Origin of the sequence: Pantoea sp. ACRSB (assembly GCF_022346905.1) — a bacterium.
Taxonomy (GTDB): Bacteria; Pseudomonadota; Gammaproteobacteria; order Enterobacterales; family Enterobacteriaceae; genus Pantoea; species Pantoea piersonii.
In genome coordinates this window covers 367,990-394,106 of sequence record NZ_JAKRNL010000002.1, presented here as the reverse complement: position 1 = coordinate 394,106, position 26,117 = coordinate 367,990, and the positions used below count along the sequence as shown (strand labels likewise).

Annotated in this window: 20 protein-coding genes; 19 read left to right on the top strand and 1 reads right to left on the bottom strand. The window is 49.6% G+C overall.

Annotated features, from left to right (window positions below):
- Positions 1 to 7: 7 nt before the first annotated feature.
- From wzc to gndA, 19 genes are all read left to right on the top strand, one after another.
- Positions 8 to 2,185, top strand: coding sequence for a tyrosine-protein kinase Wzc (gene wzc, locus MHZ89_RS08140; protein WP_311782587.1), 2,178 nt, complete (start codon positions 8 to 10; stop codon positions 2,183 to 2,185).
- A gap of 238 nt (positions 2,186 to 2,423) precedes the next feature.
- On the top strand, positions 2,424 to 3,560 hold the full coding sequence (locus MHZ89_RS08135; protein ID WP_311782586.1) for an EpsG family protein: 1,137 nt from the start codon (positions 2,424 to 2,426) through the stop codon (positions 3,558 to 3,560).
- A 133-nt stretch (positions 3,561 to 3,693) separates the two neighbouring features.
- The gene (locus MHZ89_RS08130; protein ID WP_311782585.1) at positions 3,694 to 4,611 is read left to right on the top strand and encodes a glycosyltransferase family 2 protein; all 918 of its coding nucleotides are present in this window, start codon (positions 3,694 to 3,696) and stop codon (positions 4,609 to 4,611) included.
- A 65-nt stretch (positions 4,612 to 4,676) separates the two neighbouring features.
- The gene (locus tag MHZ89_RS08125; RefSeq protein WP_120454182.1) at positions 4,677 to 5,429 is read left to right on the top strand and encodes a glycosyltransferase family 2 protein; all 753 of its coding nucleotides are present in this window, start codon (positions 4,677 to 4,679) and stop codon (positions 5,427 to 5,429) included.
- A 40-nt stretch (positions 5,430 to 5,469) separates the two neighbouring features.
- A complete protein-coding gene (locus MHZ89_RS08120; RefSeq protein WP_271152892.1) occupies positions 5,470 to 6,504 on the top strand; it encodes a glycosyltransferase in 1,035 nt (344 codons plus the stop codon).
- Between the two features lie 90 nt (positions 6,505 to 6,594).
- Positions 6,595 to 8,805 (top strand): phage tailspike protein, encoded by a 2,211-nt coding sequence (locus MHZ89_RS08115; RefSeq protein WP_311782584.1) that lies wholly within the window; start codon positions 6,595 to 6,597, stop codon positions 8,803 to 8,805.
- Between the two features lie 186 nt (positions 8,806 to 8,991).
- On the top strand, positions 8,992 to 10,254 hold the full coding sequence (gene wcaK, locus MHZ89_RS08110) for a colanic acid biosynthesis pyruvyl transferase WcaK (protein ID WP_311782583.1): 1,263 nt from the start codon (positions 8,992 to 8,994) through the stop codon (positions 10,252 to 10,254).
- Positions 10,255 to 10,258: 4 nt separating this feature from the next.
- Positions 10,259 to 11,482 (top strand): glycosyltransferase, encoded by a 1,224-nt coding sequence (locus MHZ89_RS08105; protein ID WP_311782582.1) that lies wholly within the window; start codon positions 10,259 to 10,261, stop codon positions 11,480 to 11,482.
- Positions 11,479 to 12,819: a lipopolysaccharide biosynthesis protein gene (locus MHZ89_RS08100; protein WP_311782581.1), complete on the top strand. Its 1,341-nt coding sequence runs from the start codon at positions 11,479 to 11,481 to the stop codon at positions 12,817 to 12,819. The genes MHZ89_RS08105 and MHZ89_RS08100 overlap by 4 nt, the downstream gene beginning before the upstream one ends.
- 275 nt (positions 12,820 to 13,094) lie before the next feature.
- A complete protein-coding gene (galF, locus tag MHZ89_RS08095; RefSeq protein WP_311782580.1) occupies positions 13,095 to 13,991 on the top strand; it encodes a UTP--glucose-1-phosphate uridylyltransferase GalF in 897 nt (298 codons plus the stop codon).
- Between the two features lie 53 nt (positions 13,992 to 14,044).
- Positions 14,045 to 15,058: a UDP-glucose 4-epimerase GalE gene (galE, locus tag MHZ89_RS08090; RefSeq protein WP_311782579.1), complete on the top strand. Its 1,014-nt coding sequence runs from the start codon at positions 14,045 to 14,047 to the stop codon at positions 15,056 to 15,058.
- Between the two features lie 302 nt (positions 15,059 to 15,360).
- Positions 15,361 to 16,128 (top strand): ABC transporter permease, encoded by a 768-nt coding sequence (locus MHZ89_RS08085; RefSeq protein WP_311782578.1) that lies wholly within the window; start codon positions 15,361 to 15,363, stop codon positions 16,126 to 16,128.
- Entirely contained in the window at positions 16,128 to 16,865 is a 738-nt protein-coding gene (locus MHZ89_RS08080) for an ABC transporter ATP-binding protein (protein ID WP_311782577.1), read from the top strand. The genes MHZ89_RS08085 and MHZ89_RS08080 overlap by 1 nt, the downstream gene beginning before the upstream one ends.
- Positions 16,866 to 16,876: 11 nt before the next feature.
- Positions 16,877 to 18,778 carry a DUF4422 domain-containing protein gene (locus tag MHZ89_RS08075; RefSeq protein WP_311782576.1) on the top strand — a complete coding sequence of 634 codons (1,902 nt, stop codon included), beginning with the start codon at positions 16,877 to 16,879 and terminating at the stop codon, positions 18,776 to 18,778.
- A gap of 3 nt (positions 18,779 to 18,781) precedes the next feature.
- Positions 18,782 to 19,933, top strand: coding sequence for a UDP-galactopyranose mutase (glf, locus tag MHZ89_RS08070; RefSeq protein WP_311782575.1), 1,152 nt, complete (start codon positions 18,782 to 18,784; stop codon positions 19,931 to 19,933).
- Positions 19,930 to 20,832, top strand: a complete 903-nt coding sequence (locus tag MHZ89_RS08065) for a glycosyltransferase (protein WP_311782574.1) — start codon at positions 19,930 to 19,932, stop codon at positions 20,830 to 20,832. Before glf ends, MHZ89_RS08065 begins: the two co-directional genes overlap by 4 nt.
- Positions 20,832 to 21,953: a glycosyltransferase family 4 protein gene (locus MHZ89_RS08060; protein ID WP_311782573.1), complete on the top strand. Its 1,122-nt coding sequence runs from the start codon at positions 20,832 to 20,834 to the stop codon at positions 21,951 to 21,953. The genes MHZ89_RS08065 and MHZ89_RS08060 overlap by 1 nt, the downstream gene beginning before the upstream one ends.
- Positions 21,954 to 21,968: 15 nt before the next feature.
- The gene (locus tag MHZ89_RS08055; protein WP_311782572.1) at positions 21,969 to 23,183 is read left to right on the top strand and encodes a hypothetical protein; all 1,215 of its coding nucleotides are present in this window, start codon (positions 21,969 to 21,971) and stop codon (positions 23,181 to 23,183) included.
- Between the two features lie 164 nt (positions 23,184 to 23,347).
- Positions 23,348 to 24,757, top strand: a complete 1,410-nt coding sequence (gene gndA / locus MHZ89_RS08050) for an NADP-dependent phosphogluconate dehydrogenase (RefSeq protein ID WP_120453331.1) — start codon at positions 23,348 to 23,350, stop codon at positions 24,755 to 24,757.
- Between the two features lie 33 nt (positions 24,758 to 24,790).
- Here the strand turns inward: gndA and MHZ89_RS08045 are convergent, their stop codons facing one another.
- The gene (locus MHZ89_RS08045; RefSeq protein ID WP_311782571.1) at positions 24,791 to 26,089 is read right to left on the bottom strand and encodes a M14 family metallopeptidase; all 1,299 of its coding nucleotides are present in this window, start codon (positions 26,087 to 26,089) and stop codon (positions 24,791 to 24,793) included.
- Positions 26,090 to 26,117: the final 28 nt, after the last annotated feature.

Sequence of the window (26,117 nt, the reverse complement as noted above, 5' to 3'; positions counted from 1 at the left end):
ATTATCCATGAATATTAAAAATAAGGTTATGACCGCGCCAAGAGAGGAGTCGACGGGATTCGATCTTGGCCACCTTTTGGGCCAGCTGATCGATCACCGCTGGATCATTGTCGCCGTAACCGCCTTCTTTATGCTGGTGGGAACGCTCTACACACTGTTTGCCACACCGATTTACAGCGCCGACGCTATGGTGCAGGTGGAGCAGAAAAACACCAGCACCGTGCTCTCCGATCTGCAAAGCATCATGCCGGCGACGCCGGAATCCGATACGGAGATTCAGATCCTGGAATCACGTATGGTGATCGGTAAGACCGTGAGCGATCTCGGTCTGGATACCGTCGTCGAGCAGAAATATTTTCCGGTTATCGGGAAAGGGCTGTCGCGCCTGATGGGCAACAAACCGGCGCAGCTTGCTATCTCGCGTCTGGAGATCCCGCGCACCGTTGACAAGCGCAGCGTTGAGCTGGAAGTGACCGGCCCAACCACCTATACCGTAAGTAAAGATGGCGACGAGCTGTTTAAAGGCCAGGTAGGGCGTCTTGAGCAGCACGGCGAAATCACCATGCTGGTCAGCGACATTCAGGCGGACAAAGGCACCAGCTTTACCGTTACTAAACTGAACGAGCTGCAGGCGATTAACTCAGTGCTGGCGAACCTCACCGTCGCTGACAAAGGCAAAGACACCGGCGTGCTGGGCCTGCAGTATCTGGGTGAAGATCCTGACCACATCAGCAAGGTGCTGAACCAGATCGTCAACAACTATCTGCTGCAAAACGTTGAGCGCAAATCTGAGCAGGCTGAGAAGAGCCTCGAGTTTCTGCGCAACCAGCTGCCGCAGGTGCGCGCCAAGCTGGACGACGCTGAGAACAAGCTGAACACCTTCCGCCGCCAGAACGAATCAGTGGATATGTCGCTGGAAGCGAAATCGGCGCTCGACTCCTCCGTCAGCGTGCAGAGCCAGCTGAACGAGCTGACCTTCCGCGAAGCAGAAGTATCGCAGCTGTTCACTAAAGATCACCCGACCTACCGCGCGCTGCTGGAAAAACGCAAAACGCTGGAAGGCGAACAGGCGCAGCTGAACAAGAAAATTTCCCAGATGCCGCAGACGCAGCAAGAGATCCTGCGCCTGACGCGTGACGTACAGTCAGGTCAGGAAATCTACATGCAGCTGCTGAACCGTCAGCAGGAGCTGGGCATCAGTAAAGCCAGCACCGTCGGCGACGTGCGCATCATCGATAACGCGGAAACGGCCAACGCGCCGGTCGCGCCGAAGAAAGCGCTGATCATCGCCGCCAGCCTGCTGCTGGGTCTGATTGTCTCTGTGGGCCTGGTGCTGCTGAAAGCGATGCTGCATCACGGTATCGAGAACCCGGAACAGCTGGAAGAGCTGGGCATGAACGTCTATGCCAGCGTGCCGCTGTCTGAGTGGCAGCGTAAGAAGGATACCGAAGCGCTGGCGCGTCGCGGTCATAAAGTGAAAACCGATCCGCACGAAACGCTGCTGGCATTGGGCAACCCGACTGACCTCTCTATCGAAGCGATCCGTAGCCTGCGTACCAGCCTGCACTTCGCCATGATGGAAGCGAAGAACAATATCCTGATGATCACCGGCGCGAGCCCTGGCATTGGTAAAACCTTTATCTGCGCCAACCTGGCGACGCTGGTAGCGAAAGCGGGTCAGCGCGTGCTGTTCATCGATGGCGATATGCGTCGTGGCTATACCCATGAGCTGATCGGCGCGGAGAACCGGTCTGGTCTCTCTAACGTGCTGTCGGGTAAAACCGAGTTCAGCCCGGCGCTGATTCAGCGCGGTCCTTATGGCTTTGACTTCCTGCCGCGCGGCCAGGTGCCGCCGAACCCGTCGGAGCTGCTGATGCACCGCCGTATGGGCGAGCTGCTGGACTGGGCGAGCAAGAACTACGACCTGGTGCTGATCGATACGCCGCCGATTCTGGCCGTAACCGATGCCTCAATTATCGGCAAACTGGCTGGCACCTCGCTGATGGTGGCGCGCTTTGAAACCAACACCACTAAAGAGATCGACGTCAGCTTCAAGCGCTTCGCGCAGAACGGCATCGAGATTAAGGGCGTGATCCTCAACGCCGTGGTGCGTAAGGCGGCTAACTCGTACGGTTATGGCTACGACTATTACGACTACGAATATGGCAAGCCGACCAAAAGCTAAACTTTGACGATTAACGGGGCGGTGTAACCGCCCCTTTTTATCGTCGCTTAAAGACGACACGCAACGATGTACACAGGTGATTCTGTGTTTCGCGCCAGACGCCACGCATAACACGCATAACCGGGCGGGCGCCCATAACAGAATGGTTCAGCAACCGGCAGACGCTTTCAGGCGCAGCTTCGCGCCAGGGCGTAAATGCCTGTCGGGCTGGCAACGTGTGGAATTAAGGAATCACACCATGGCTCCATATTGGTATATATCAGGGTTTCTGCTGCTGATTTCGATCGTAGAAATCCTGCTGAAAAAAGACGAACGCACTACGCACATCCTGACTTATCTGCTCTGCATCGCCGCAGCAACGCTGGTGGTGTTCGGCGGTATCCGCGGTCTCGGCACCGGCATGGATGATTATCAGTACCGCAGCTTTTTCGCCGATTTTATCAACCGTATTCAGGTCAACGGCTTTGCCAATACGGTGGCGTTTTTCCGCTATGAACCGCTGATTTTCATTCTGGCGTATCTGACTACGCTGTTTTCACACAACGCCGATATTTTCCTGTTTATTTTCTGCCTGCTGGCGGTGGCGATAAACGCGGTCTTCTTTAAGAAGATGTCGCCCTATCCAATTGTGGCGCTGGCGCTCTACTCGGCGCATATCTTTATCAACAAAGATATGAACCAGATCCGCTTCGGCCTCAGCTCGGCGCTGTTTCTCGGGGTTATCTGGTATATCTATCTGAAACGCTACTGGATGGCGTTAGGTTTCACCGTTCTGTCATTTTTAAGCCATAATACCGCAGTGATGGTGGTCTCGATTGTACCTTTCCTGTTTATCCGCGACTCTCGTTGGTGGCCGGTGGCAATTATCGTGCTGAGCGTTCCCGCTTCCAAAGTTGGCGGGACCAGCTTTGTTTCGCTTATTTCGACACATCTGGGTGCGATAGGAGAAAGGGCTGAAAACTACAATAACCAGTACGCCACAGGAGCCGAAGGGGGCGTCTTTTCAATCTCCAACCTGAAAAACGTAATGCTGGTGTTTATTTTTGTCTATTTCATGCTGAGCAATGAGATCAAAAAGTATAACCCCCAGCAGTATCGCCTCAATTATCTGTTGGTTCTGACGTTTGCCATCGGCGGCGCTATTCGTATCTTCTTTTATAACTATTCATCAGGTGCGCGTCTCTCTAACTACCTGTTGCAGGTGGAGCCGGTGATCATCTCCCTTCTGATCTACCAGGTCAGGCCCGTATTGAAACCAGCTATGTTTGCCATGTTTGCTTTTTTCCTTTTGTATTATCTCTACTACAACACGATTTCTCTTAAGCAGGCCGTGGTCGGCTACGAAGTCGCTCAGGGCTTTAGACTATTCCATTAGTTAAAGAGGAATACGACCTGGTCAGTTATCGCTCCGGTAACCCTTACTGATTGACGGGACTGCGTCCGCCGCCGCCGCGCGGTACGCAGTCCGTTTTTTATAGATTTCAGCCCTGTTTTTAAGAGGTACTGGCATGAAGGACATTCGTTTCTCCATTGTAATACCCGCGTATAACGCGTCGCAGTCGATTGTCGCGACGCTGGACTGCGTCAAGGCGCAGAGCTATCGCAATTTCGAAGTGATTATCGTTGACGACAAATCCGCCGATGCGGCGGCGCTGGCGGAGGTAGTCAACAGCGAGCGCTATCAGGATCTGGGCATCAATCTGGTGCTCTCTGAGGTGAAACTGAACGGCGCAGGCGCGCGCAACAAGGGGATCGAGCTGGCGACGGGCGACTATATCAGCTTTCTCGACGCTGACGATGAATGGCACGCCGACAAGCTTCTGGAGACCAGCCGCAAAATTGCGGAGCTGGAAGCGCAGGGCAAAAGCAAATTCGTTATCTACAGCCAGGTTAACATCTATCAGGACGGCACTTTCCTGAAGGTCATGCCGATGCAGACGCCGGGTAAAAACGAAACCGTGGCGGAGTATCTGTTCGGCTGCTACGGCTTTATCCAGACCAGCACCATCGTGCTGAAGCGCGAAGACGCCGCGCGCATCCAGTTCGATACGCGCTATATCCGCCATCAGGATTATGACTTCTGCATTCGCGCCGATCGTCTCGGCTATGAATTTGTCATGATCGCGCGTCCGCTCGCCACCTACCATCTGGTCACGAAATTTGGATCCAAGCATAAAGGCGAATCGGTGAAATATTCGCTTTTCTGGCTGGATGCCATGAAGCCGCATCTGACCTCGCGCGATATCGACACCTACAAGGCTTTCAAGCTGCCGCTGCGTTACAAAATGGACGGCAAGTCGCTGATGGCGAGCCTGACCTTCGCGCGCTACTTCTTTCTCACCAATAAAGACAACCGGGCCTATTTCCTTAACCGCGTGAAAGACAAGCTAAGGGCGCGGCTGGGCGGTGAAAAAGCGGTTTCCTGACTCTTTCTTGCTCCCCGACGCGGGAGCGTTTTCCCGGAACGATACTTTTTTATTCAGGTATGAATATGACGAATCATGTTGGCACCGTAGGCATTGTGATGCCGATGTATAACGCACGTCAGACGGTTTTACGCGCAGTGCAGTCGGTGATGAACCAGACCTGGCCAGACTGGCATCTTTACCTGATCAACGACAAATCTACCGATGATTCGCTGGCGCTGGTGCGCGAGCACTGTAACGATCCGCGCATTACCATTCTCGACAATGAGGTAAACCTCGGCGCGGCGGAGACCCGCAACGTCGGGCTGCGCGCGGCGAAAGAGGAGATTATTGCCTTCCTCGACAGCGACGATGAATGGCACGTCGACAAACTGGCGCAGCAGGCCGCGGCTATCGCTGCGGGCGATGATTTTGTGATCACCGAATATCACTATAAAACCAAAAACGCCGATCACGACATCACCTACAGCAAACCCTTTCTGCAACAGGAGAGCTTTGTGAAGAAGCAGTATCGCGTCTGCTTCTCTTCTGTCTGCTTCCGCCGTCCGCCGCAGGGTATTTTCTTCCAGCGCAAAGGGCACGAAGACTTCTTGTTTCTCTATGAACTCTTCACCCGTTACAAACAGGCGCGCGTGATCCAGAGCATTCTCGTTAACTATTACGAACTGGGCGATTCCCTGTCGCGCAACAAGAATAAAGCGGCTAAATGGCACCTGGAATTATTAAGAATTATCTATAAAAACAATCCTTTAAAAATCTATTACTATTACGGCTGGTATATGGTGAACGGCGTGCTGTTTACCCTCAAGCATCGATAACCGGATTGTCTTTTTACTCTTTTGAGGTGGGTAGCGTTAAATGAAAAAAATCGTCCTGGTGATCAAAGATGCCTATTCGTACGCCGGCACTGAGAACATCTGTAACTTTATGTCCGAGTGTCTGGGCGAAACGCATGACGTCACCATCTACTCGCTGGAAGGCAGCGGTAAAACCTTCTATCCCTTTGAGCATGTCAAAAATATCGTCAGCTTTGAGGGACACAGCAATCCGATCAAAAGCATCGTGAAGCGTATTCACAGCGAAGAGGTCGACAGCGTATTTCTCATCAGCATGGGACGCCTGAGCGTGATGTTCGCTTTCTGGAGCCTGCTCTCCGGCAAGAAGAAACGCTTTAAAGCCTATGCCTGCGAACATATCGCCATCAACTCCTTCAGCAAGCCGATCAAACTCCTCAAGTACCTGCTGCTGCGCTACTACGATCAGGTCATCGTCCTGACCGATAAAGACCATCAGGTCTTTTCCCGCTGGCGCATTCCGAGCAAGCAAATCCCTAACCCGGTGGTCTTTAAATCTTTTGAACGCAAGACGCGCAGCCGTCAGGCGCTGGCGGTCGGCCGCCTCGATCACCAGAAAGGGTTCGATCTGCTGCTGGATATCTGGCGCGACTTCGCGCAAACCCATCCGGAATGGACGCTGGTCATCGCTGGCGACGGCGAGCTGCGCCAGCAGCTGGAGGATCAGGCGGCGGCGCTCGGCATCAGCGGCAGCGTTAACTTTGTCGGCCGCGTCAGCAATATCAATGACTACTACCGCGACAGCGATATGGCGCTGATGACCTCGCGCTACGAAGGGCTGCCGCTGGTATTGCTGGAAGCTAAATCCTGGTCGCTGCCGGTGGTGGCCTATGACTGCCCGACCGGCCCGCAAGAGATTATCAACCAGGGCGAAGATGGCTTCCTGGTGCCGATGAACGACAAAGCGACCTTCCTGGCGCGTATGGATCAGCTCGCCAGCGACGACGCGCTCTTCTATGCCATGAGTCAAAAAACAAAAATTACCGCGCTGAAATTCGACGGTAAGCAGATCAAACAGAGCTGGCTGGCGCTGGTTTAACGGCGGCAAGGGAAGGACCTGATTGCAACGTGCCTCAGGGAACACTGTTATGGCCCATTGCGCGGCCCCATCGACTACGGGATTAGATGCATGAAAAGAAGAGAAGTCTTGCAGACCGCAGCCTCCTCCATTGTTGCCGCACTCTCCGTCAGTGCGTTTTCCAGCCATGCGGCAAAAAACAGCGGCGTCGCCCTGAAAACGGTAGACCCGTCGGCAGTGCCGAAGGGCGACGTGCCGATTCTGACGCCGGAAAACCTCTACGCCATGCCGCCGCAGTTCTGGCAGAACTTTGAAGGCCAGCTCTGGATCGGCAAAGCGGGCAGCGACGCCAGCCAGGCCGGTAACCAGATCCCGGTCTTTCTGCGCGACGCCAGCGGCAAGCTGGCGCAAATCACTCAGCCGATTGCGCTCAATAAGGGCAGTTTCGCGCGCTTTGTCCAGGGTAACGCCGCGCTGATCGCCGATCCGACCCACTCAATGACGGTGAAGGATAACGACGGCAACACGCTGTTTAACATGCCCGACGTCAGCCGACCGGGCCAGGCCGCGTTCAGCCAGCGTCTGGCGCAGCCGGATGGCTATCAGCTGATTGGCGAAATCGCCTCGGTTGGGGAGCTGCGCAAAACCCGCCCGCTGTTTGAAGGGGCGAAGATCAAGCTGAAAAGCTGGCATGAAGGACGGGAAGTAGGCGGCGGCGAGTTTATCGGCAGCTTCCAGACGGTTCGCGACGACGGCGGCGTCAACTTTGCCGGTGAAGGCTTTTCCTGGCGTCGCGTTGTAGACGATTTTAACCGGCTTTCGCTGTTTGACTTCGGTGCCATCGCCGACGGCAAAACCGACACCGCGCCCGCCATCAAGGCGATGTATCAGTGGTCGGAACAGGCGGATCAGCCGATCTGCGTGCAGTTTCCCGCGGGCACTTTTTTTGTCTCCGCCATCGATTTCTCGCAGCAGGGGCGCCGCTTTTTCCGCCTCTCTGGCGCGATGGTAAACTTCGGCTACTTCCCCGCAACCACCATCGTCTCTGACGGCCAGTCCGACTTCGTCTTTAAGGTCGACGCGCGCTGGGTCGAGCTTTCCAACCTGATCTTCAACGGCAACACTGATAAGCGCCCCAATACTCAGGGTTTTTTCAGTAACAAATGCGAAGGCGGACAGTTCTTCCGCGGCGCCTGCCTGCGCTTCAGCCGGGTCGGCGGCGTGTCGCTAAGCCTGCAGGATACGCTGGACTGTAAAATCGACCAGTGGTACGCCTCGCGCTGCACCGGCGACGTTATCAAATCGGGCTGGTCAGGCCGCAAACAGGGCGCCTGGGACCACAGCACCGCCATCGAGCTCTCTAACTTTAACGCGCAAAACTGTCGCGGCGCCAAAGTGCTGAACCTGCCGCGCTGCGGCCAGTCGATTATTCATAACGGCTGGATCGAACACTGCGACTACCCGGGCGATATCTCTAACGGCCAGTGGATCGTCGACGCCCTGAGCATTGAAGATTGTAAAAATCCGCTGATCGCCCATAACTCACGCCTGAATATGCGCCAGACCAGCCTGCAGTCCGGCAGCTGGATCGACAACTCCGCGCAGGGCGAGCGCCTGCTCAGCGCCTGGGAGATGGGATCGACGCGGGTCGAGTCCTACGGCATCGCCACCGACGGCAGCCTGAAGTACAACTATCTCACCTCGCGCTGGCGGCTGGTGAACAACAGCAACCAGCAGACCTGGTTTGATCTGGGCACGCTCTATTCGCCCGACGTCGGCGACAGCTGGGAGATCGAAATCTTCGGCCAGGCCGACTTCAGCAACGGCAGCACCAGCCAGCCGCTGATGAACCCGCTGAAAGACCGCACCACTGGCGGCCGCGCGGTGATCCACGTGCAGCGCAAAAAGAGCGGGGCGGAAGCGAGCTGGTCGGCGGAGGGCAGCTCGCCGGTGCTGGAGGTGCGCTACCTTGCGCCGCACGACACCGACGCGCGTATTTTCGTCAAGCTGGCGGGCTGGACGCCGTCCGCCGTGGTGCTGATAAAAAGCACCGCCCGCGATCGCTTCGCCACCGGCCGCTGCGCGCGCGTCGACGCGCGTATGGTGCAAGGCACGCCGCCGTCCGGCAACAAGGCCGCGCCGCAGCGCTTTAGCCTGCACAACGGTAAAGCGGGCATCGGCGGCAATGAGCAGGGCGATCTGCTGCTGGCGTCGCGCGCGCTCAGCGCCGAGCAGGTCGATACCAGCCAGCCGAAAGGCTTTATCTCAATGGTGATTAACGGTGAACAGTGCGCCGTACCCTATTTCGCCTTGAAAGATTAGTTTGACGTACCGCGCCCAGGGAAGGGCGCGAGCAGCATCCTTTGGAGCTTTTTTACATTGCATATTGGTTATTTTTTTAAACACAGAGTTTACTTTTGCCCGTCAGGACAGGGCGGCTTGTTTACCCGGCGCATCGCAGACCTAAAGGTCGGGGAAAAATTAAAAAGAAATTTCTCGGAGTTTTTAATGAAAATTTTACTGGTGGGTAACCATACGTGTGGGAATCGCGGGGATGGCGCGATTCTCCGCGGGCTGATCGATTCGATACATGCCGCCCGCAGTGACATAGAGATTGATGTGATCAGCCGTTACCCAACGAGCTCTGGTTATTTGCTCCAGCAAGACATTCAGCAGGATTCGCTGTTTCTGCACAACAGTAAGCCAGCTAAAGGATTGATTGGAAAGGTAAAGCGCAAGGTCGCCAACCAGCTGATGCCGAACATTATGATGGCGCATCTGGGAAAAGGCGGCCTGTTTAAATCCTTCGCCGTACCGGCGCATCTGGAAGCCTTTACCGACAGCCTGAAGCAGTACGACGCCATTATTCAGGTCGGCGGCTCGTTCTTCGTCGATCTCTACGGCGTAACGCAGTTCGATCATGCGCTCTGCGCCCTGATGGCGAAGAAGCCTCTCTATTTGATCGGCCACTCGGTCGGCCCCTTTCAAAATCCACGCGTAAACACGCTGGCGAACTTCGTCTTTGACCGGGTTGACAGCCTGGTGCTGCGCGAATCGGTCAGCCTCGATCTGATGAAAAAGGATGGCGTCACCACGCGCAAGGTCGCGCCGGGCGTCGATACCGCCTTTCTGGTGCGCGCGCGCAGCGTCGAAAAGCCGAGCCACAACCTGCTGCACTGGCAAAATATTATCAGCAGCCGCAAAACTATCGCGATTACCGTGCGCGAACTGGCGCCGTTCGACAAGCGTCTTGGCGTGACGCAGAAAGAGTATGAAGCCGCTTTTGGCCGCGTAATCAACGCGATGATCGCCGAAGGTTATCAGGTGGTCGCCTTCTCGACCTGCACCGGCATCGACAGCTACGCCAAAGATGACCGCATGGTGGCGCTGACGCTGCGCGACAGCATCGAGCGCCCGGAGCATTACCATGTCATTATGGATGAGTTTAACGACCTGGAGCTGGGCATCCTGCTGAGCCACTGCTACCTCACCATCGGCACGCGCCTGCACTCCGCCATTATTTCAATGAACTTCGGCACGCCTGCCGTCGCTATCAACTATGAACACAAGTCGATGGGCGTAATGAATCAGCTCGGCCTGCCACAGATGGCGACCGACGTGCAGAGCCTGATGGACGGCTCGCTGATCGATAAAGTCAAAGACGTGCTGGCGAATTATGACGCCATTAAACAGCAGGTCGATACGGCGGTTGCGCACGAGCGCGAAGTCGGTAACCGGATCACAGAAGAGATCCTCAACGTATTGGGGTAATGCTATGAAACTCACTTTTTTCACCATGCGTTTCCCGGTCGCCTCTGAGACCTTCGTGCTGAACCAGGTGACCCATTTTATTGACGCTGGCTATGACGTAGAGATCATCTCGGTATTTCCCGGCGATCTGGTGAACCGTCATGCGGCCTTTGACGAATATCAGCTGGCGGCGCGCACGCACTATCTGCTGCCGGAAGAGAAAGTCTCAAATATCGACAAGCTCAACCAGCGCCTGAAGCTGGTGCTGCCGAAAGTGGCGAAGCCCGCGCTGATCCGCTCGCTTAACGTACGCCGCTACGGCGCGCAGTCCAGCAAGCTGCTGCTGCCCTCTATCGTGGCGAATACCCGCCAGCCCTATACCGCCGACGTGTTTCTCGTTCATTTCGGCTACGCGGGCGCGCTGGCGAATAAGCTGCGTGAGCTGGGCGTGCTGATCGGCAAGCAGGCGACGGTGTTTCACGGCGCGGATATTTCACGCCGCCATATTCTGGAAGAGCACAAGCAGGATTACGTCAATCTGTTCGAACAGAGTGAGCTGCTGCTGCCGATCAGTCATCTTTGGGAGCGCAAGCTGATTGAGATGGGCTGCCCGCCGGAGAAGATCCACGTCACGCGCATGGGCATCGAGCCGGAGAAGTTTAACTTCAAGCCGCGCAAGGCGTTTCACTCGCCGCTGCGCATCGTCTCCGTGGCGCGTCTCACTGAGAAGAAGGGGCTCGACGTTGCGGTGAAGGCCAGCGAGCTGCTGAAACAGCGTGGCGGTCAGTTTGAGTTCACCATTATCGGCAACGGCGATCAGGATGCGATGATGCGCGAGCATATCGCCAACGCCGGGCTGGAAGATTGCGTCAGCATGCCGGGCTTTAAGCCGCAGGAGGAGATCCGCGCCGCCCTGAGCGAAGCGGATATCTTCCTGCTGCCCTCCAAAACCGCCGCCGATGGCGATATGGAGGGAATACCGGTGGCGCTGATGGAGGCGATGGCGGTGGGCTTGCCGGTGGTTTCTACCTTCCACAGCGGCATTCCTGAGCTGATTGAGAACAACGTTTCAGGCTGGCTGGTGCCGGAAGATGACGCCGAGGCGCTGGCCGATACGCTGTTCAGGCTGTCGCAGGGCGATATCGACGTGGCGCCGGTGGTGGCGGCGGCGCGACATAAGGTCGAAACGGAGTTCAACCAGCATATCGCCTATGGAGAACTGGCGCGGCTGCTGGAGCAGCTGGCGTGAGCGGACTGAAAAAACAGGCGGTATGGCTGTTTGGCAGTACCTGTTTCGCCGCGCTGCTGCAGGTATTGCAGCTCAGCGTGCTGGCGCGCAAGCTGGAAGCGCACGAGCTGGGGCTGCTGGCGATTATTAACGCCATTCTGGCGGTCGCCACCGTGTTGCAGGATATGGGGATGAGCAGCTATCTCGTGCATCGTCAGGAGATCACCCGGCGCGAGCAGAGCACTATTTACTGGGTTAACGTTTCGCTGAGCCTGGTGACCGGCTTGATCCTGCTCGGCATCGCGTATCCGGTCGCCTGGTTCTACCATCTGCCGGAGCTGGTGGGGCTGATTATGCTGACCAGCCTCAACTTCCTCGTGCTGGGTCACCTGTCGCAGTATCAGGCGCACTACATCAAAACCAAACGTATGGTGTTGCTCGCCAAAATTGAGATGGCTACCAAACTCTTTGCTTTTGCCTGTACCGTGGCGATGCTCTGCTTTACATCGCTGACGGTGGCGGCGGCGATCCTTGGGCTGTTTATCAATGCCTTCACCCGCATTCTCTGCATGATCGCCTTCGGCGAAAAGGCGTGGCGGCCCACCTGGGAGTTTGATAAAGCCACCTTTATCAGCGCGGTGCGTTACGGCATCTATCAGCTTGGCTCGCAGACCATCAACCAGCTGCGCACTCAGGCGGACGCTCTGATCGTCGGTAAGGTTATGGGCGCAGAGATGCTCGGCATCTATTCGCTGGCGAAAGAGCTGATCCTGCAGCCGCTCAAGCTGGTATCGCCGGTGATTAACCGCCTGGCGCTGCCGCGCTTCGCGGAGAAACAGCAGGATCCCGAGCAGCTCAAAAAGCTGTTCCTGAAGGGCACCTTCGTTATCATGCTCTTCAGCAGCGCGATGTACCTCGCTATCGGGATTCTCTCGCCGGTGATTGTGCGCGTGCTGTACGGCGCGTCTCACGAGCAGGTTTACCATCTGATCCCGCTGATGTTGCTGTTTGGCATGCTGCGTCCGATGGGCGGCCTGACCGGCGCTATTTCGCAGGCGAACGGCCGCACCAACGTCGAGTTCTACTGGAATATCGTGGCGAGTCTGGTGGTGCTGGCGGTGCTGGCAACCACCTTTATCTGGCCAAACGTGCTCTACGTGGCGCTGACGCTCTCGATCTCGCAGGTATTAATCTCTGCCTTCGCGCATCCGTTCTTTATTAAGCCGGTTATCGGCATCCGCTTTATGCCCTATGCGCGACAGTGGGTGTCGGTGTCAGCGCTATTTATCGCGGTGATTGTGCTGGTGAATCATTTCAACCTGTTCATTATGCCAGAGTGGTTCGAACGCTGGCTCTAATCAATGGGTATTATCCAGGGCGGCCGTTGTGCCGCCCGATTCTTTTTTAGCCTGGCATTGCGCGTTATCAGCAACCGACCCTGACGAGGGTTTTAGCGCGTAGGTTAGCGCTTGTCTTTACTCACTTTATGGCGTGTCTGAACAGTGGGAAAAAGATGAATTTCTAAGGGATGACAGGCATTTAGTGTCAGATTTTCAGATAAAGATTATACTTGCTGTTCTGGCCGAGACTGCATAATCGACCACACGTATTCACTTCATGAAATGGAAAAAATATGACCAAGCTTAAAGCAGTAATCCCGGTTGCGGGTCTCGGTATGCATATGCTCCCGGCGACGAAAGCAATTCCTAAAGAGATGCTGCCTGTCGTTGATAAGCCGATGATTCAATATATCGTTGATGAATGCGTTGCAGCGGGCATCAAAGAGATTGTGCTGGTCACTCATGCTTCCAAAAATGCGGTAGAAAACCACTTCGATACCACTTACGAGCTGGAAGCGCTGCTCGAGGCACGCGTTAAACGTCAGCTGCTGAGCGAAGTGCAATCAATTTGCCCGCCGGGCGTGACCATTATGAACGTGCGTCAGGCGCAACCGCTGGGGCTGGGCCACTCTATCCTGTGCGCTCGCCCGATGATTGGCGACAACCCCTTTGTAGTTGTGCTGCCGGACGTGCTGCTGGACGACTCCACCGCCGACCACCTGCGCTATAATCTGGCCGCTATGGTGGCGCGCTTTGAAGAGACTGGCCATAGCCAGGTGCTGGCGCAGCATATGCCGACCTCCGATCTCAGGGAGTATTCGGTGATCACCACCGAGCAGCCGCTGGATAACCCAGGCGACGTCAGCACTATCACCAATTTCGTCGAGAAGCCGGAAGAGCCGGCGCCGCTTAACTCCGATCTGGCTGCGGTCGGCCGCTATGTACTCTCCGCTGACATCTGGGGCGAGCTTGAGCGCACCGAGCCGGGCGCATGGGGCCGTATTCAGCTCACCGACGCTATCGCCAGCCTGAGCCAGAAGAAACCTGTTGACGCCGCGCTGCTGACGGGTCGCAGCTTCGACTGTGGTCGTAAGCTTGGCTATATGCAGGCGTTTGTCTCTTACGGCCTGCGCAGCAACGGCATGGGACAGGAATTCCGCGCCGCTATCGAGAAAATTCTGGCAAAATAACCTTTTCTCACGTTTTGCCGCGCATCGACGCGGCAGCTTTGACAGGAGCACACATGGCTATTTTAGTAACGGGCGGGGCGGGATATATCGGCTCCCATACGGTGCTGGCGTTATTGCAGCGCGGCGACGACGTTGTAGTACTGGATAACCTGTGCAACGCCTCGCGCGAGGCGATCAATCGCGTCGAGAAGCTGGCCGGGAAAAAGGCGATCTTTGTCGAAGGCGATGTCCGCGACCGCGCCTGCCTGCGCGATCTTTTCGCCAGCAATGAGATCACGGCGGTTATCCATTTCGCCGCACTGAAGGCGGTAGGGGAGTCAACCCGCATGCCGCTGGAGTATTACGACAACAATGTCGCTGGCACTGTCGTGCTGCTGGAAGAGATGCGCGCCGCTGGCGTTTACGACTTTATCTTCAGCTCATCCGCCACCGTTTATGGCGCCGACGCGCCGGTTCCCTATGTGGAAACCACGCCGATTGGCGGCACGACCAGCCCTTACGGCACCTCCAAGCTGATGATTGAGTTCGTGATGCGCGACTTCGCCTTTGCCGAACCAAAATTCAAAGCCATCGCGCTGCGCTACTTTAACCCGGTCGGCGCGCATGAGTCTGGCGAGATCGGTGAAGACCCGACCGGCATTCCCAATAACCTGCTGCCCTATATCGCGCAGGTGGCGATTGGCCGTCTGCCGCAGCTCGGCGTGTTCGGCGGCGATTACCCGACGCCGGACGGCACCTGTCAGCGCGACTACATTCACGTTGTCGACCTGGCGGAAGGGCACCTGAAAGCGCTGGATCATCTGCCGAAGGTAGAGGGTTACAAGGCTTACAATCTCGGCGCGGGCAAGGGTTACTCAGTGCTGGAGATGATCAAGGCGTTTGAAGCAGCTTCTGGCAAGCAGATCCCTTATGAGATCAAACCGCGTCGCGATGGCGATCTGGCAGCCTTCTGGGCTGATGCGAGCCTGGCGGACAAAGAGCTGGACTGGCGCGTGTCGCGCGGCATTGAAGAGATGATGCGGGATACGTGGAACTGGCAGTCGAAGAATCCGAACGGATTTAAATAACTGAAAATTTATACAAAAGCCTGTCATAGAGCAGGCTTTTTGCATTATTAATCGTATGAACTTGCGTGCTTTTAAGTCCTACAAGGAAATGTTAATATCAGCTGTTTAAAAGAAGTTGCGACAGTTACCATAAGTAATTAATAGTTACTTATTAGCATTTATAAAACATTATCAAACGAACTTAAAGCGTGGCTTAGTGTGTAGTCTACTGGTAGCTGTTAAGCCAGGGGCGGTAGCATGTTTAATGCACTTAACCGAACATAAATTAATCATTTTTGAAAGTAGAATACAGAGCGTAAAGTATGAAGTTTAGTTTAGGTTATCTCATTGATTTAGTAACAGTTATCACTGAGAAAGAGCTCAAGGTTCGATACAAAAGTAGCTTTTTAGGATATTTATGGTCAATAGCAAATCCTTTGCTTTTTGCTATGATTTATTACTTCATATTTAAGCTTATCATGCGGGTACAGATTCCTAACTATACTATATTTATAATAACAGGATTATTCCCATGGCAATGGTTTGCAAGTACAACATCAAATTCCCTTTTTTCTTTTATTGCTAATGCGCAGATCATTAAAAAAACAGTTTTCCCTCGTTCGGTTATCCCGTTCAGTAATGTCATGATGGAGTGCCTGCACTTTTTATGTACCATTCCAGTAATTATTGTTTTCCTTTTGGTCTATAATATGACTCCACACTGGAACTGGTTATATGGAATACCATTAATTGGCCTGGCGCAGTTAATTTTTTCATATGGTATTGCGCTTTTTCTTTCGACTTTGAATCTCTTCTTCAGAGATTTAGAAAGGTTTATTACTTTAGGTATCATGCTACTTTTTTATTGTACACCCATACTCTACGCCGGAGATATGATCCCTGAAAAATATCAATGGCTAATTAAATACAATCCCTTAGCGGATATGGTCTTGAGCTGGAGGGAATTATTTATGAATGGTTATGTTGATTATGAAAAAATTCTTTCTTTATATGGAATGGGCATCATTACGCTTCTTATTGGCTCTTGGGTATTTAATAAATTAAAGTTTCGGTTTGCTGAGATCTTATAATGGAAGTCGCAATAGAATTCAAAGGGGTAACAAAACGTTATCCATTATATCACCATATTGGTTCGGGTATAAAAGAGTTAATTTTCAACCCGAGGCGCGCTTTTACCCTGCTTTCAGGCAGGAGTTATCTGGCTATTGAAGATATAAGCTTTACCGTCAATAAAGGTGAGTCAGTAGCACTCATTGGGCGAAATGGTGCCGGTAAAAGTACTTCTCTTGGGTTAGTTGCTGGTGTCATAAAGCCTTCAGCCGGAACTGTAACAACGAAAGGAAGAGTTGCATCCATGCTGGAGCTGGGGGGCGGATTTCACCCAGAACTTACCGGAAGAGAAAATATTCGACTCAACGCAACACTGCTTGGCTTGCGCCGCAAACAATTAAATGAAAGATTAGAAAAGATTATTGAGTTTTCAGAGTTAGGTGAGTTTATTGATGAGCCTATTCGTGTTTACTCAAGCGGTATGCTAGCTAAGTTAGGCTTTTCAGTTATTACTCAAGTTGATCCAGATATACTTATTATTGATGAAGTATTAGCTGTAGGGGATTATGCATTTCAAAAAAAATGCATGGAAACCATAAATAAGTTTAAATCAAAAGGCGTCACAATTTTATTTGTCAGCCATAACCTCAGTGACATTGAAAAAATTTGCGATCGCGTTATCTGGATTGAAAACCATCGATTAAAAGCGAGTGGTAATGCCGTTAGCGTATTGCAACAGTATCGTTCTTCAATGTAAGGAAACATCGAATGAGTATTTATAAAGAAAAAATAAAAATTTATACTAGCCATCATAAGCCTAGTGCCTTTTTGTCGTCACCAGTCATTAAGCCTATTCATGTTGGTAAGGCAAACAGCTTTAACGACATATGTTGCGATGGTGATAATACGGGCGACAATATCTCTTTTAAAAACCCTTTTTATTGTGAATTAACCGCTCAGTATTGGGTCTGGAAGAACGACCTTTCATCTGAGTATGTGGGCTTCATGCACTACAGGCGCCATCTGAACTTCTCAAATAATCAAAATTATCCAGAAGACGTATGGGGTGTGGTTAATGAAGATGTTATTTCACCGGAATATGAAGAGAAATTTGGTCTCAATGAAAAAGTTATAGTTGAGGCGATAGCTGATTACGATATTCTTTTGCCAAAAAAATGGAGCGTTAAGCAGGCCGGTAGTAAAAATAATTACGAACATTATAAAATTTCACAGCATTTACATATCGAAGATTATCAGTCAGCGATCGATAGCCTTCTATATCTTTATCCAGAGTATGCTTCCGCAGTCAAAACATTTAATAGCGCACATGACGGCTATTATACAAATATGTTTGTGATGAGGTCTGATCTTTTTTCGGAATATTCAGAATGGCTTTTCAATATCTTCAATGATCTTGAAAGAAATTTTGCATTGCGTAATTATAGCGCGCAGGAAAAAAGAGTTATAGGACATATATCTGAAAGGCTTTTTAATATTTTCCTTATACATAAGGAAAAAAACTTTTCATTAAAGAAAAAGGAACTTCAGCGGACTTTTGTTAAAACAGAAACTTTTAATGGTAAGCTTAAGCCTGCTTTTCAAGAGAAAAATATTCCTGTAGTAATATGCTTTGATGAGAACTACTCATTAAGCGGTGGTGCATTAATTAATTCTATTATCAAAAATAGCCATCCTGATGATAACTATGACATTGTTGTTTTAGAAAATGGTGTTTCAACGAGAAATAAATCTCGCTTTTGCTCGCTAATCAATGGGAAAAAGAACTTCTCAATTCGCTTTTTTGATGTGAATGCGTTTAGCGAAATGAAAAGCGTTTACACAAGAGCGCATTTTAGCGCTGCAACTTATGCAAGATTATTCATCCCTTCTATTTTCTCAGAGTTTGAAAAAGTTTTATTCATTGATGCTGATACTATTGTTGAAAGCGATGTAGCAGAACTGGTTCACATTGATCTCGGTGATAATTTAATCGCTGCCGTTAGAGATATAGTAATGGAGGGATTTGTCAAATTTGGCGCTATTGCACATATAGATGAGCCAAAAAATCTAGTTGCAAGAGAGTATCTTGAAAATGTACTTGAGATGAAGAATTCCCATCGCTATTTTCAGGCCGGTATTATTCTTTTTAACATTGTTCAAATGCAGAAAGAGAATACCTACGGTAAATTAATGCATGCATTGAAATCACGAAACTACTGGTTTCTTGATCAAGACATAATGAACAAGGTTTTTTATGAGCGCGTTCATTATTTACCTAATGAGTGGAACGTTTATCATGGTAATGGTAATACTGATGATTTCTTCCCTAATTTAAATTTTGAAACTTATATGGGTTTTTTGAAATCACGAAAAAATCCGAAAATGATACATTTTGCCGGTGAAAATAAACCGTGGGATACGCCTCACGTTGATTTTTTTGATAATTTTATATCCTACATAAATAATACACCATGGCAAAAAGAAGTTTATGATCGTTTAAATGGTACTTCCGCGCAGGCGCAGCCTGGAAACAACGATAAAATTTTTTTCCAGACTAAAATCAAAAGAAAGCTTATGCCTTATCTAAATAAGTATGCGCCAGTTGGCAGTAAGCGCAGGCAATTGATCGCTCGTAATTATTACCGAGTACGTCGTATGATTTTAGGTTAACTTATGAAAAAGAATATTCTAATTGTTGGTGCAGGTTTTTCAGGTGCAGTTATTGGACGTGAATTAGCGGAAGACGGTCATCTTGTACATATTATAGACTCAAGAGCTCATGTCGCTGGAAATTGCTATAGCGAGAGAGACGTTAATACTAATGTAATGGTACATACTTATGGACCGCATATTTTCCATACAGACAATGAAGAAGTATGGAATTATATCAGTGCCCATTGTGAGATGATGCCCTATACTAATAGAGTAAAAGCTACAGTGAATGGTAGTGTTTATTCTTTACCCATTAACCTCCACACAATAAATCAATTTTTTAATAAAACTTGTAATCCTTCGCAGGCTAAAGAGCTAATTGAATCTAAAGGCGATAAAAGTATCGTTGATCCCAAAACTTTCGAAGAGCAGGCCCTCCGATTTGTTGGGAAAGAGTTATATGAGGCTTTTTTTAAAGGTTACACTATTAAGCAATGGGGTATGGAACCTAAAGAATTACCTGCATCTATCTTGAAAAGATTACCTGTGAGATTTAATTATGACGATAATTATTTTAATCATAAGTTTCAAGGAATGCCAAAGGATGGCTATACACCGATTGTAGAATCAATTCTTAACCATGAAAATATTAGTGTTGAATTAAATAAGAATTTCGTTAAAGAAGACAAGAATAATTACGATCACGTTTTTTATAGTGGCCCGTTAGATGGTTACTTTGGTTTTTCTTTAGGTCGACTGGGTTATAGAACTTTAGATTTTCAACGTTTCGAAACCGAGGGTGATTATCAGGGTTGTGCTGTAATGAACTATGGCGAAGTTGAAGTTCCTTATACAAGAATTACTGAGCACAAATACTTTGCGCCATGGGAGAGTCATGACAAGAGCGTTTGTTATAAAGAGTTTAGTCGTGCTTGCTCAGAAAAAGATATCCCTTATTATCCTATTCGCCAGATGGGGGAAATGCAGTTATTGAATCAGTATCTGGATGAGGCTGATAAAGAAAGCAATATTACCTTTATAGGTCGACTCGGCACCTATCGTTATCTGGATATGGATGTTACGATCAAAGAGGCATTAGATGTTGTCAAAAAGTATCGTGATGCCCTTCAGAATGAACAGGAAATGCCAGTTTTTGTGGTTAATCCCAGATGAAAATTGCTGCTTTAATAGTCACCTATAATCGTCTCGAAAAATTAAAGAAATGTTGGGCTGCAATAGAGCAGCTCCCTTTTCACGAAATACTTATTGTCGATAATGCATCAACTGATGCAACACAGGAATGGCTTCGTGAGCTTCGGGATCCACGCCTGAAAATAGTTTTCAACGACGTGAATGAGGGAGGAGCAGGTGGCTTTTTTAAAGGCTCTGAATGGCTAGCACAAAATAGCAACCCAGACTGGGTGCTATTTTTTGATGATGATGCTTATCCGGACTCTACTTTACTCGCCAATTTTATTTCAAGTGACAAACAGGACGCTGACGTTATTGCTACCAATGTTGTTGATATGAAAGGATCGCGCTGTAAAATGAATATTCCCTGGCTTAAAATCCCTAATAGCCTTGGAGAGTTGATCCGTTATTATAATGAACCTTGTCAGTTTGAAGCCAACCGTTCTGGAAAGTCAGAAGTAGTAACTTTCTCCTTCGTTGGGGTATTTATCGACTTTACTCTACTGAAGAGAATGTATCATAAAATCAATAAAGACTTATTTGTCTATTTTGATGATGTTTATTTTTCATGGGAGCTAAATCTATTGGGTTATAAAATAATTTATAATCCGGATTTGACTTTTTATCATGATGTGCTGGAGTCTAAGACAGCCATGCCTCCATGGAAGATTTATTATTTATCGAGAAATTTAATTCTATCCAGAAATTATTTTCAAGAAAACAAACCTTTCAGTTTATTGTCCATACTGCTCCGGCTAGTAAAGTGTTATTTTATGGTTATTAAATCTGATAACAAACTAAGCTATATTAAATATCTAACTAGAGGCGTTTGGGATGGGATGACTTATAAGTTTAAGGGACCAAAGAGTGGCAGAATTTAATGAAAAAACTTTGTTTTTATATCAATTCTGACTGGTATTTTAATCTACACTGGAAAGAAAGAGCCCTGGCAGCTAAAGAAACTGGTTATGAGGTTCACGTTGTTTGTAGCTTCGAAGATTTAACTATCATGAATCATTTAGAAGCAGCGGGTATCAACGTTCATAATTCTAAAATGTCAGAACAATCACTCAATCCAGTAATCTTAATTAAAGATTTTTTAAAATCTTTTAATATTCTTCGCACTTTAGATCCTGATATAATACATTGTATCACAATAAAGCCATGTCTTATTGGTGGTTTGTATGCAAAAGTTTTTCGAAAGAAACTCGTTATGAGTTTTGTGGGATTAGGACGTGTTTTCTCCTCGAATACTAAGAAATATAAAATCCTCAAAAAATGCGTTTCTAATTTTTATCGTTGGATAAGTACTAAGCCAGATGTTTTCATGATATTCGAGCATGAGCAAGACAGAGCCAGAATAATTTCTATCACTGGAGTCAATGCTGAAAAAACAACTGTGATTGATGGGGCCGGTATTAATACTGAAGAATTCAAGTTTGTGCCGGATCCTGCTAATGCTAAACCTGTGGTTTTTTTTGCAAGTCGCCTTATCTGGAGCAAAGGTTTAGCTGATTTAATTGAAGCGAAAAGGGCCCTCGAAAAAAAAGGTATTTACTGTGAACTAATGGTGGCCGGGATCATGGTTAAAAATGATCCTGATGCTATACCTGATTATATGATAAAAAAATGGACTGACTCTAATGATATAACCTGGTTAGGTCAGCGAAACGATGTAAGACAATTAATTGAAAATTCAAATATCGTTGCTTTACCTTCTGTCTATGCTGAAGGGGTTCCACGAATTCTTATTGAAGCCGCTGCGGTTGGGCGTCCTTCTGTAGCTTATAATACAGGAGGTTGCAGTAGCATAATTATTGATAATTTTACAGGGTTCATTGTAGATAAGAATTTAGATGATTTAGCTTCAAAGTTAGAGCTTTTAATGAATGATAGAAATTTAAGAGTAGAATTTGGGTTAAATGCTCATGAAAGAGTTAAATCGCACTTTTGCTCAAAATATGTAATTCAGAAAACGCTTGGAATTTATAAAAAAATTTAGTAAGCGGAGATGTGAATGCCTGATAAAATAGTAGTGGAAGTTCCTGTCTCATGGACAAAAAACCCGGTTGATGGATATAAACATAAATCTTTTATTACCAATCTTATTTTGGCTTTAACCGAAAGAAAAATTCCACTGTATTTTAGAGAAGTCCCATTTGGAGCTGACGAAGCATCTCGTAAACCTGAGAAAGGAACGTTAGTTTTTTCTTACCATTCATGGGGAGCAGAAAAAAACGTTATAAGAATGAAGGAGGCTGCTATTACTCCCTTATTTTCTATGGATATTTCAGGTTATTCTGGATGGTCTGATATTGCATTAAACTTCGATGATTATGAAAAAGAAATTTCGAAAATAGATGAAAATACGGCTAGTCGTGTTCTTGCGGAATGGCAACAAGAATTTATTGAAAAAAGCAATTCTAAATATCCGCAATCAGATGAAGCCTTGCCAGAAGTTGCTAAGGATTTTGTTTTCTATCCTATGCAAGTTCAAAATGATCCAGTTTCAGTGCATAGTAATTATGATGGTATACAATTGCTTCAGGATGCTGCTGAAATAGCAAAAGAAAGAGAGGTGTACCTGCTTGTTAAACGCCACCCTTTTTGTCAATCGTTTGCTGTTGAAGAAAAGATAACCCTTTTAACTCAACAGAATCCATGGGTTGTTCGCACAAATAGTAATGTTCATGATTTGATTAGAAAAGCGAAATCTGTAATAACAATTAACTCAGGGGTAGGGATTGAAGCGCTGATAGATGGAGCAAGTGTTTTTTGTGCGGGTAGTTGTGAGTGGCAAAAATGTTGTAACACGTTATCAGATAAAGACGACCTAAAAAAGGCATTCTCACAGCAACCTCAAAAGATGGACATTTTTCAGAAAAAAATACTTACTTTTATCTTAACAAAATACTGGATAAAGCCCGATTGCCCGTCTAATTTTAATCGTATTATAGATCAAGCATTAGTTAATTTTGATCCTAATTTTGGTTATTGCGATTCGCATATAAATCCATCAGATGTTTTAATGCCGATAATTCTTGATCTTCAAGGGCGACTTGAATATGAGCAACGTAAATCAAAACAGTCGACGTTAGATGCTTATGCTGCAATAGATCTTTATGAACAACTGAAAAAAGAAAACTCTGTTTTAGCTTCTGAACTAAAGAAATATATTGAACGCGTACGCTCCTGTGAAGAAGAGTTAGAGCAACACCGGCCCAAAATATAAACAAGCGCCTTTAATGCTAACTTGATAGTTTCATTAATCTATATTTTATCTGTTAGTGCTTGATTTTTTTATATTGTTATATGTTACATGTATCATGATGTATGATAACAAAGCTCATTTCATTTTGAATGATTATTAGCCTCAAACTCAGACAGGAGTAGAAAATGTCCAAACAACAAATTGGTGTTGTAGGTATGGCGGTAATGGGCCGCAATTTGGCTCTCAACATTGAGAGCCGCGGTTACACCGTCTCTATCTTCAACCGTTCACGTGAAAAGACTGACGAAGTCATCGCAGAAAACCAGGGCAAGAAACTCGCGCCTTACTACACCATCGAAGAGTTTGTAGAGTCCCTTGAGAAACCGCGTCGTATCCTGCTGATGGTACAGGCGGGCGAAGCGACTGATAAAACTATCGCTTCCCTGACCCCGCATCTCGACAAAGGTGACATCCTGATCGACGGCGGCAACACCTTCTACAAAGACACCATTCGTCGTAACAAAGAACTCTCTGAGCAGGGCTTCAACTTCATCGGTACCGGTGTTTCCGGCGGTGAAGAGGGCGCCCTGAAAGGGCCATCTATCATGCCTGGCGGACAGAAAGAGGCTTACGAGCTGGTTGCGCCGATTCTGGACAAAATTGCTGCCCGCGCTGAGGATGGCGAAGCCTGTGTGACCTATATCGGTCCAGACGGCGCTGGCCACTACGTGAAGATGGTGCATAACGGTATCGAATATGGCGACATGCAGCTGATTGCTGAAGCTTATGCGCTGCTGAAAGGCGCGCTGGGTCTGAGCAACGAAGAGCTGGCGAAAACTTTCACCGAGTGGAATAACGGCGAGCTGAGCAGCTACCTGATTGACATCACCAAAGATATCTTCACTAAGAAAGATGATGAAGGTAACTATCTGGTTGACGTCATCCTGGATGAAGCCGCTAACAAAGGTACCGGTAAATGGACCAGCCAGAGTTCACTGGATCTCGGCGAGCCGCTCTCTCTGATTACCGAGTCTGTATTTGCCCGCTACCTCTCTTCTCTGAAGACACAGCGCGTTGCCGCATCTAAAGTGTTAAGCGGCCCGCAGGCGCAGGCTTTCACCGGTGACAAAGCGGAATTTATCGAGAAAGTGCGTCGCGCGCTTTACCTGGGCAAAATCGTCTCTTACGCGCAGGGCTTCTCACAGCTGCGTGCTGCTTCCGAGCAGTACAACTGGGATTTGCACTACGGCGAAATCGCGAAAATTTTCCGTGCTGGCTGCATCATTCGCGCGCAGTTCCTGCAGAAGATCACCGATGCCTATGCAGAAAACGCCAATATCGCGAACCTGCTGCTGGCTCCTTACTTCAAGAATATCGCTGACGAATACCAGCAGGCGCTGCGCGACGTAGTCGCTTATGCAGTGCAAAACGGTATCCCGACCCCGACTTTCTCTGCCGCTATCGCTTACTACGACAGCTATCGTTCAGAAGTATTGCCCGCTAACCTGATTCAGGCGCAGCGCGACTACTTCGGCGCGCATACCTATAAGCGCATCGATAAAGAAGGTGTGTTCCACACCGAGTGGCTGGACTAATCATTAAAAAGGCTTCCATAAGGAAGCCTTTTTTTATCCCACCAGCAAATCCCCGCTCCTAATCTCTTTATCTCCCGCCAGCCTGACCACCAGCATGCCCGCCGTCGCGAACTTCGCCCAGTGCCTTGCATAGAGCACGCCGCCATGCTCTGCCACCAGCGGCGTCACGCTGTCGGTTATCGGATCGACGACCTCAGCGACCACTTCACCCGGACGAATATGCGCGCCCAGTTTTTTGCGATGCAGGATCAGGCCCGATACCGGTGAATGAATATACTCGCAGCCTGCCAGCGGCGTTGCGGGATGTTTAAGGGCAGGGGAGACGGCGGCTGCGCCTTCAGTGTGACGCTGCTTAATAACGCCCATCTCTTCTGGCATATCCACCGCTTCCAGCGCGCTCGCCGCGGCGCTACTCTCCGCCATACCTGCAATATCGTCAGCGTTGGCCGTCACCAGCGCCAGCTCATCGCCGCCAATCACCGGGGCGGCCACTTCTGCTGATATCAGGGTCTCTTCAGCCGCGATATAACCGCCTTCGCGCAGCGCAGCGATAATCGCATCCGCGTCATGCTCCGCCTGGTCAGGATCGACATCACGTACCCCGCGTAGCTCAAGCGTCACCGGCAGCAGGCCGCGCGGCATTGGATAGCTGTCGCCAAAGCGTTCCGCCAGCGTCAGCCAGGGCTCGCAGCAGGCTTCATCGAAGGGTTCCCCGCCTGAAACCTGCGCCAGCAGCTGCACCTCGCTGCCCAGCCAGCGCGCCAGCGGCTCGATATCGGGCCAGGCGTGCGGCGTGGTGTAGAGATGGGGCAGCGCTTCCCAGTCGCAGTGCAAATCAATCATCAGATCCGCCTGGCTCGCCATGCGCATCAGGGTAAACCGCTGCGCCTCAAGTTCATTTTTGGCGATTACATCGCGATAGTGGCGATCGATCGCATCGCGGATCAGCCGCTTGTTGTCGCCTTCGTTCGGCGACAGCGAGCCGGCCAGCTCCGCCGCCAGCTTTTCGCCCAGCGCGGGGAAGCGACGGTTGAAGTCCTGACCAGACTCGCAATGAAAACGTCCCAGATGCGTGCCGTTCCAGTGCTGGCTCAGCGCCAGCGGGTTCGCCACCGGCACCAGCGTAAAGCTCGCGCGCAGCCTGCCGGCGGACTCCAGCGCCGCCAGCTTCTGCTTGAGAAACCAGGCGACTGCCATACCGGGGATCTCGTCGCCGTGTAGCGACGCCTGGATATAAACCTGCTTGTGTTTTTCTTCGCCGAAGTGAAAGCTGACGATTTCGCGCTGAGTGCCCAGCGAGGCGCTAAGAAGAGGATGATGTTGTTGATGCATGAGGCGCTGAGTATCCTGTCATTTAGGA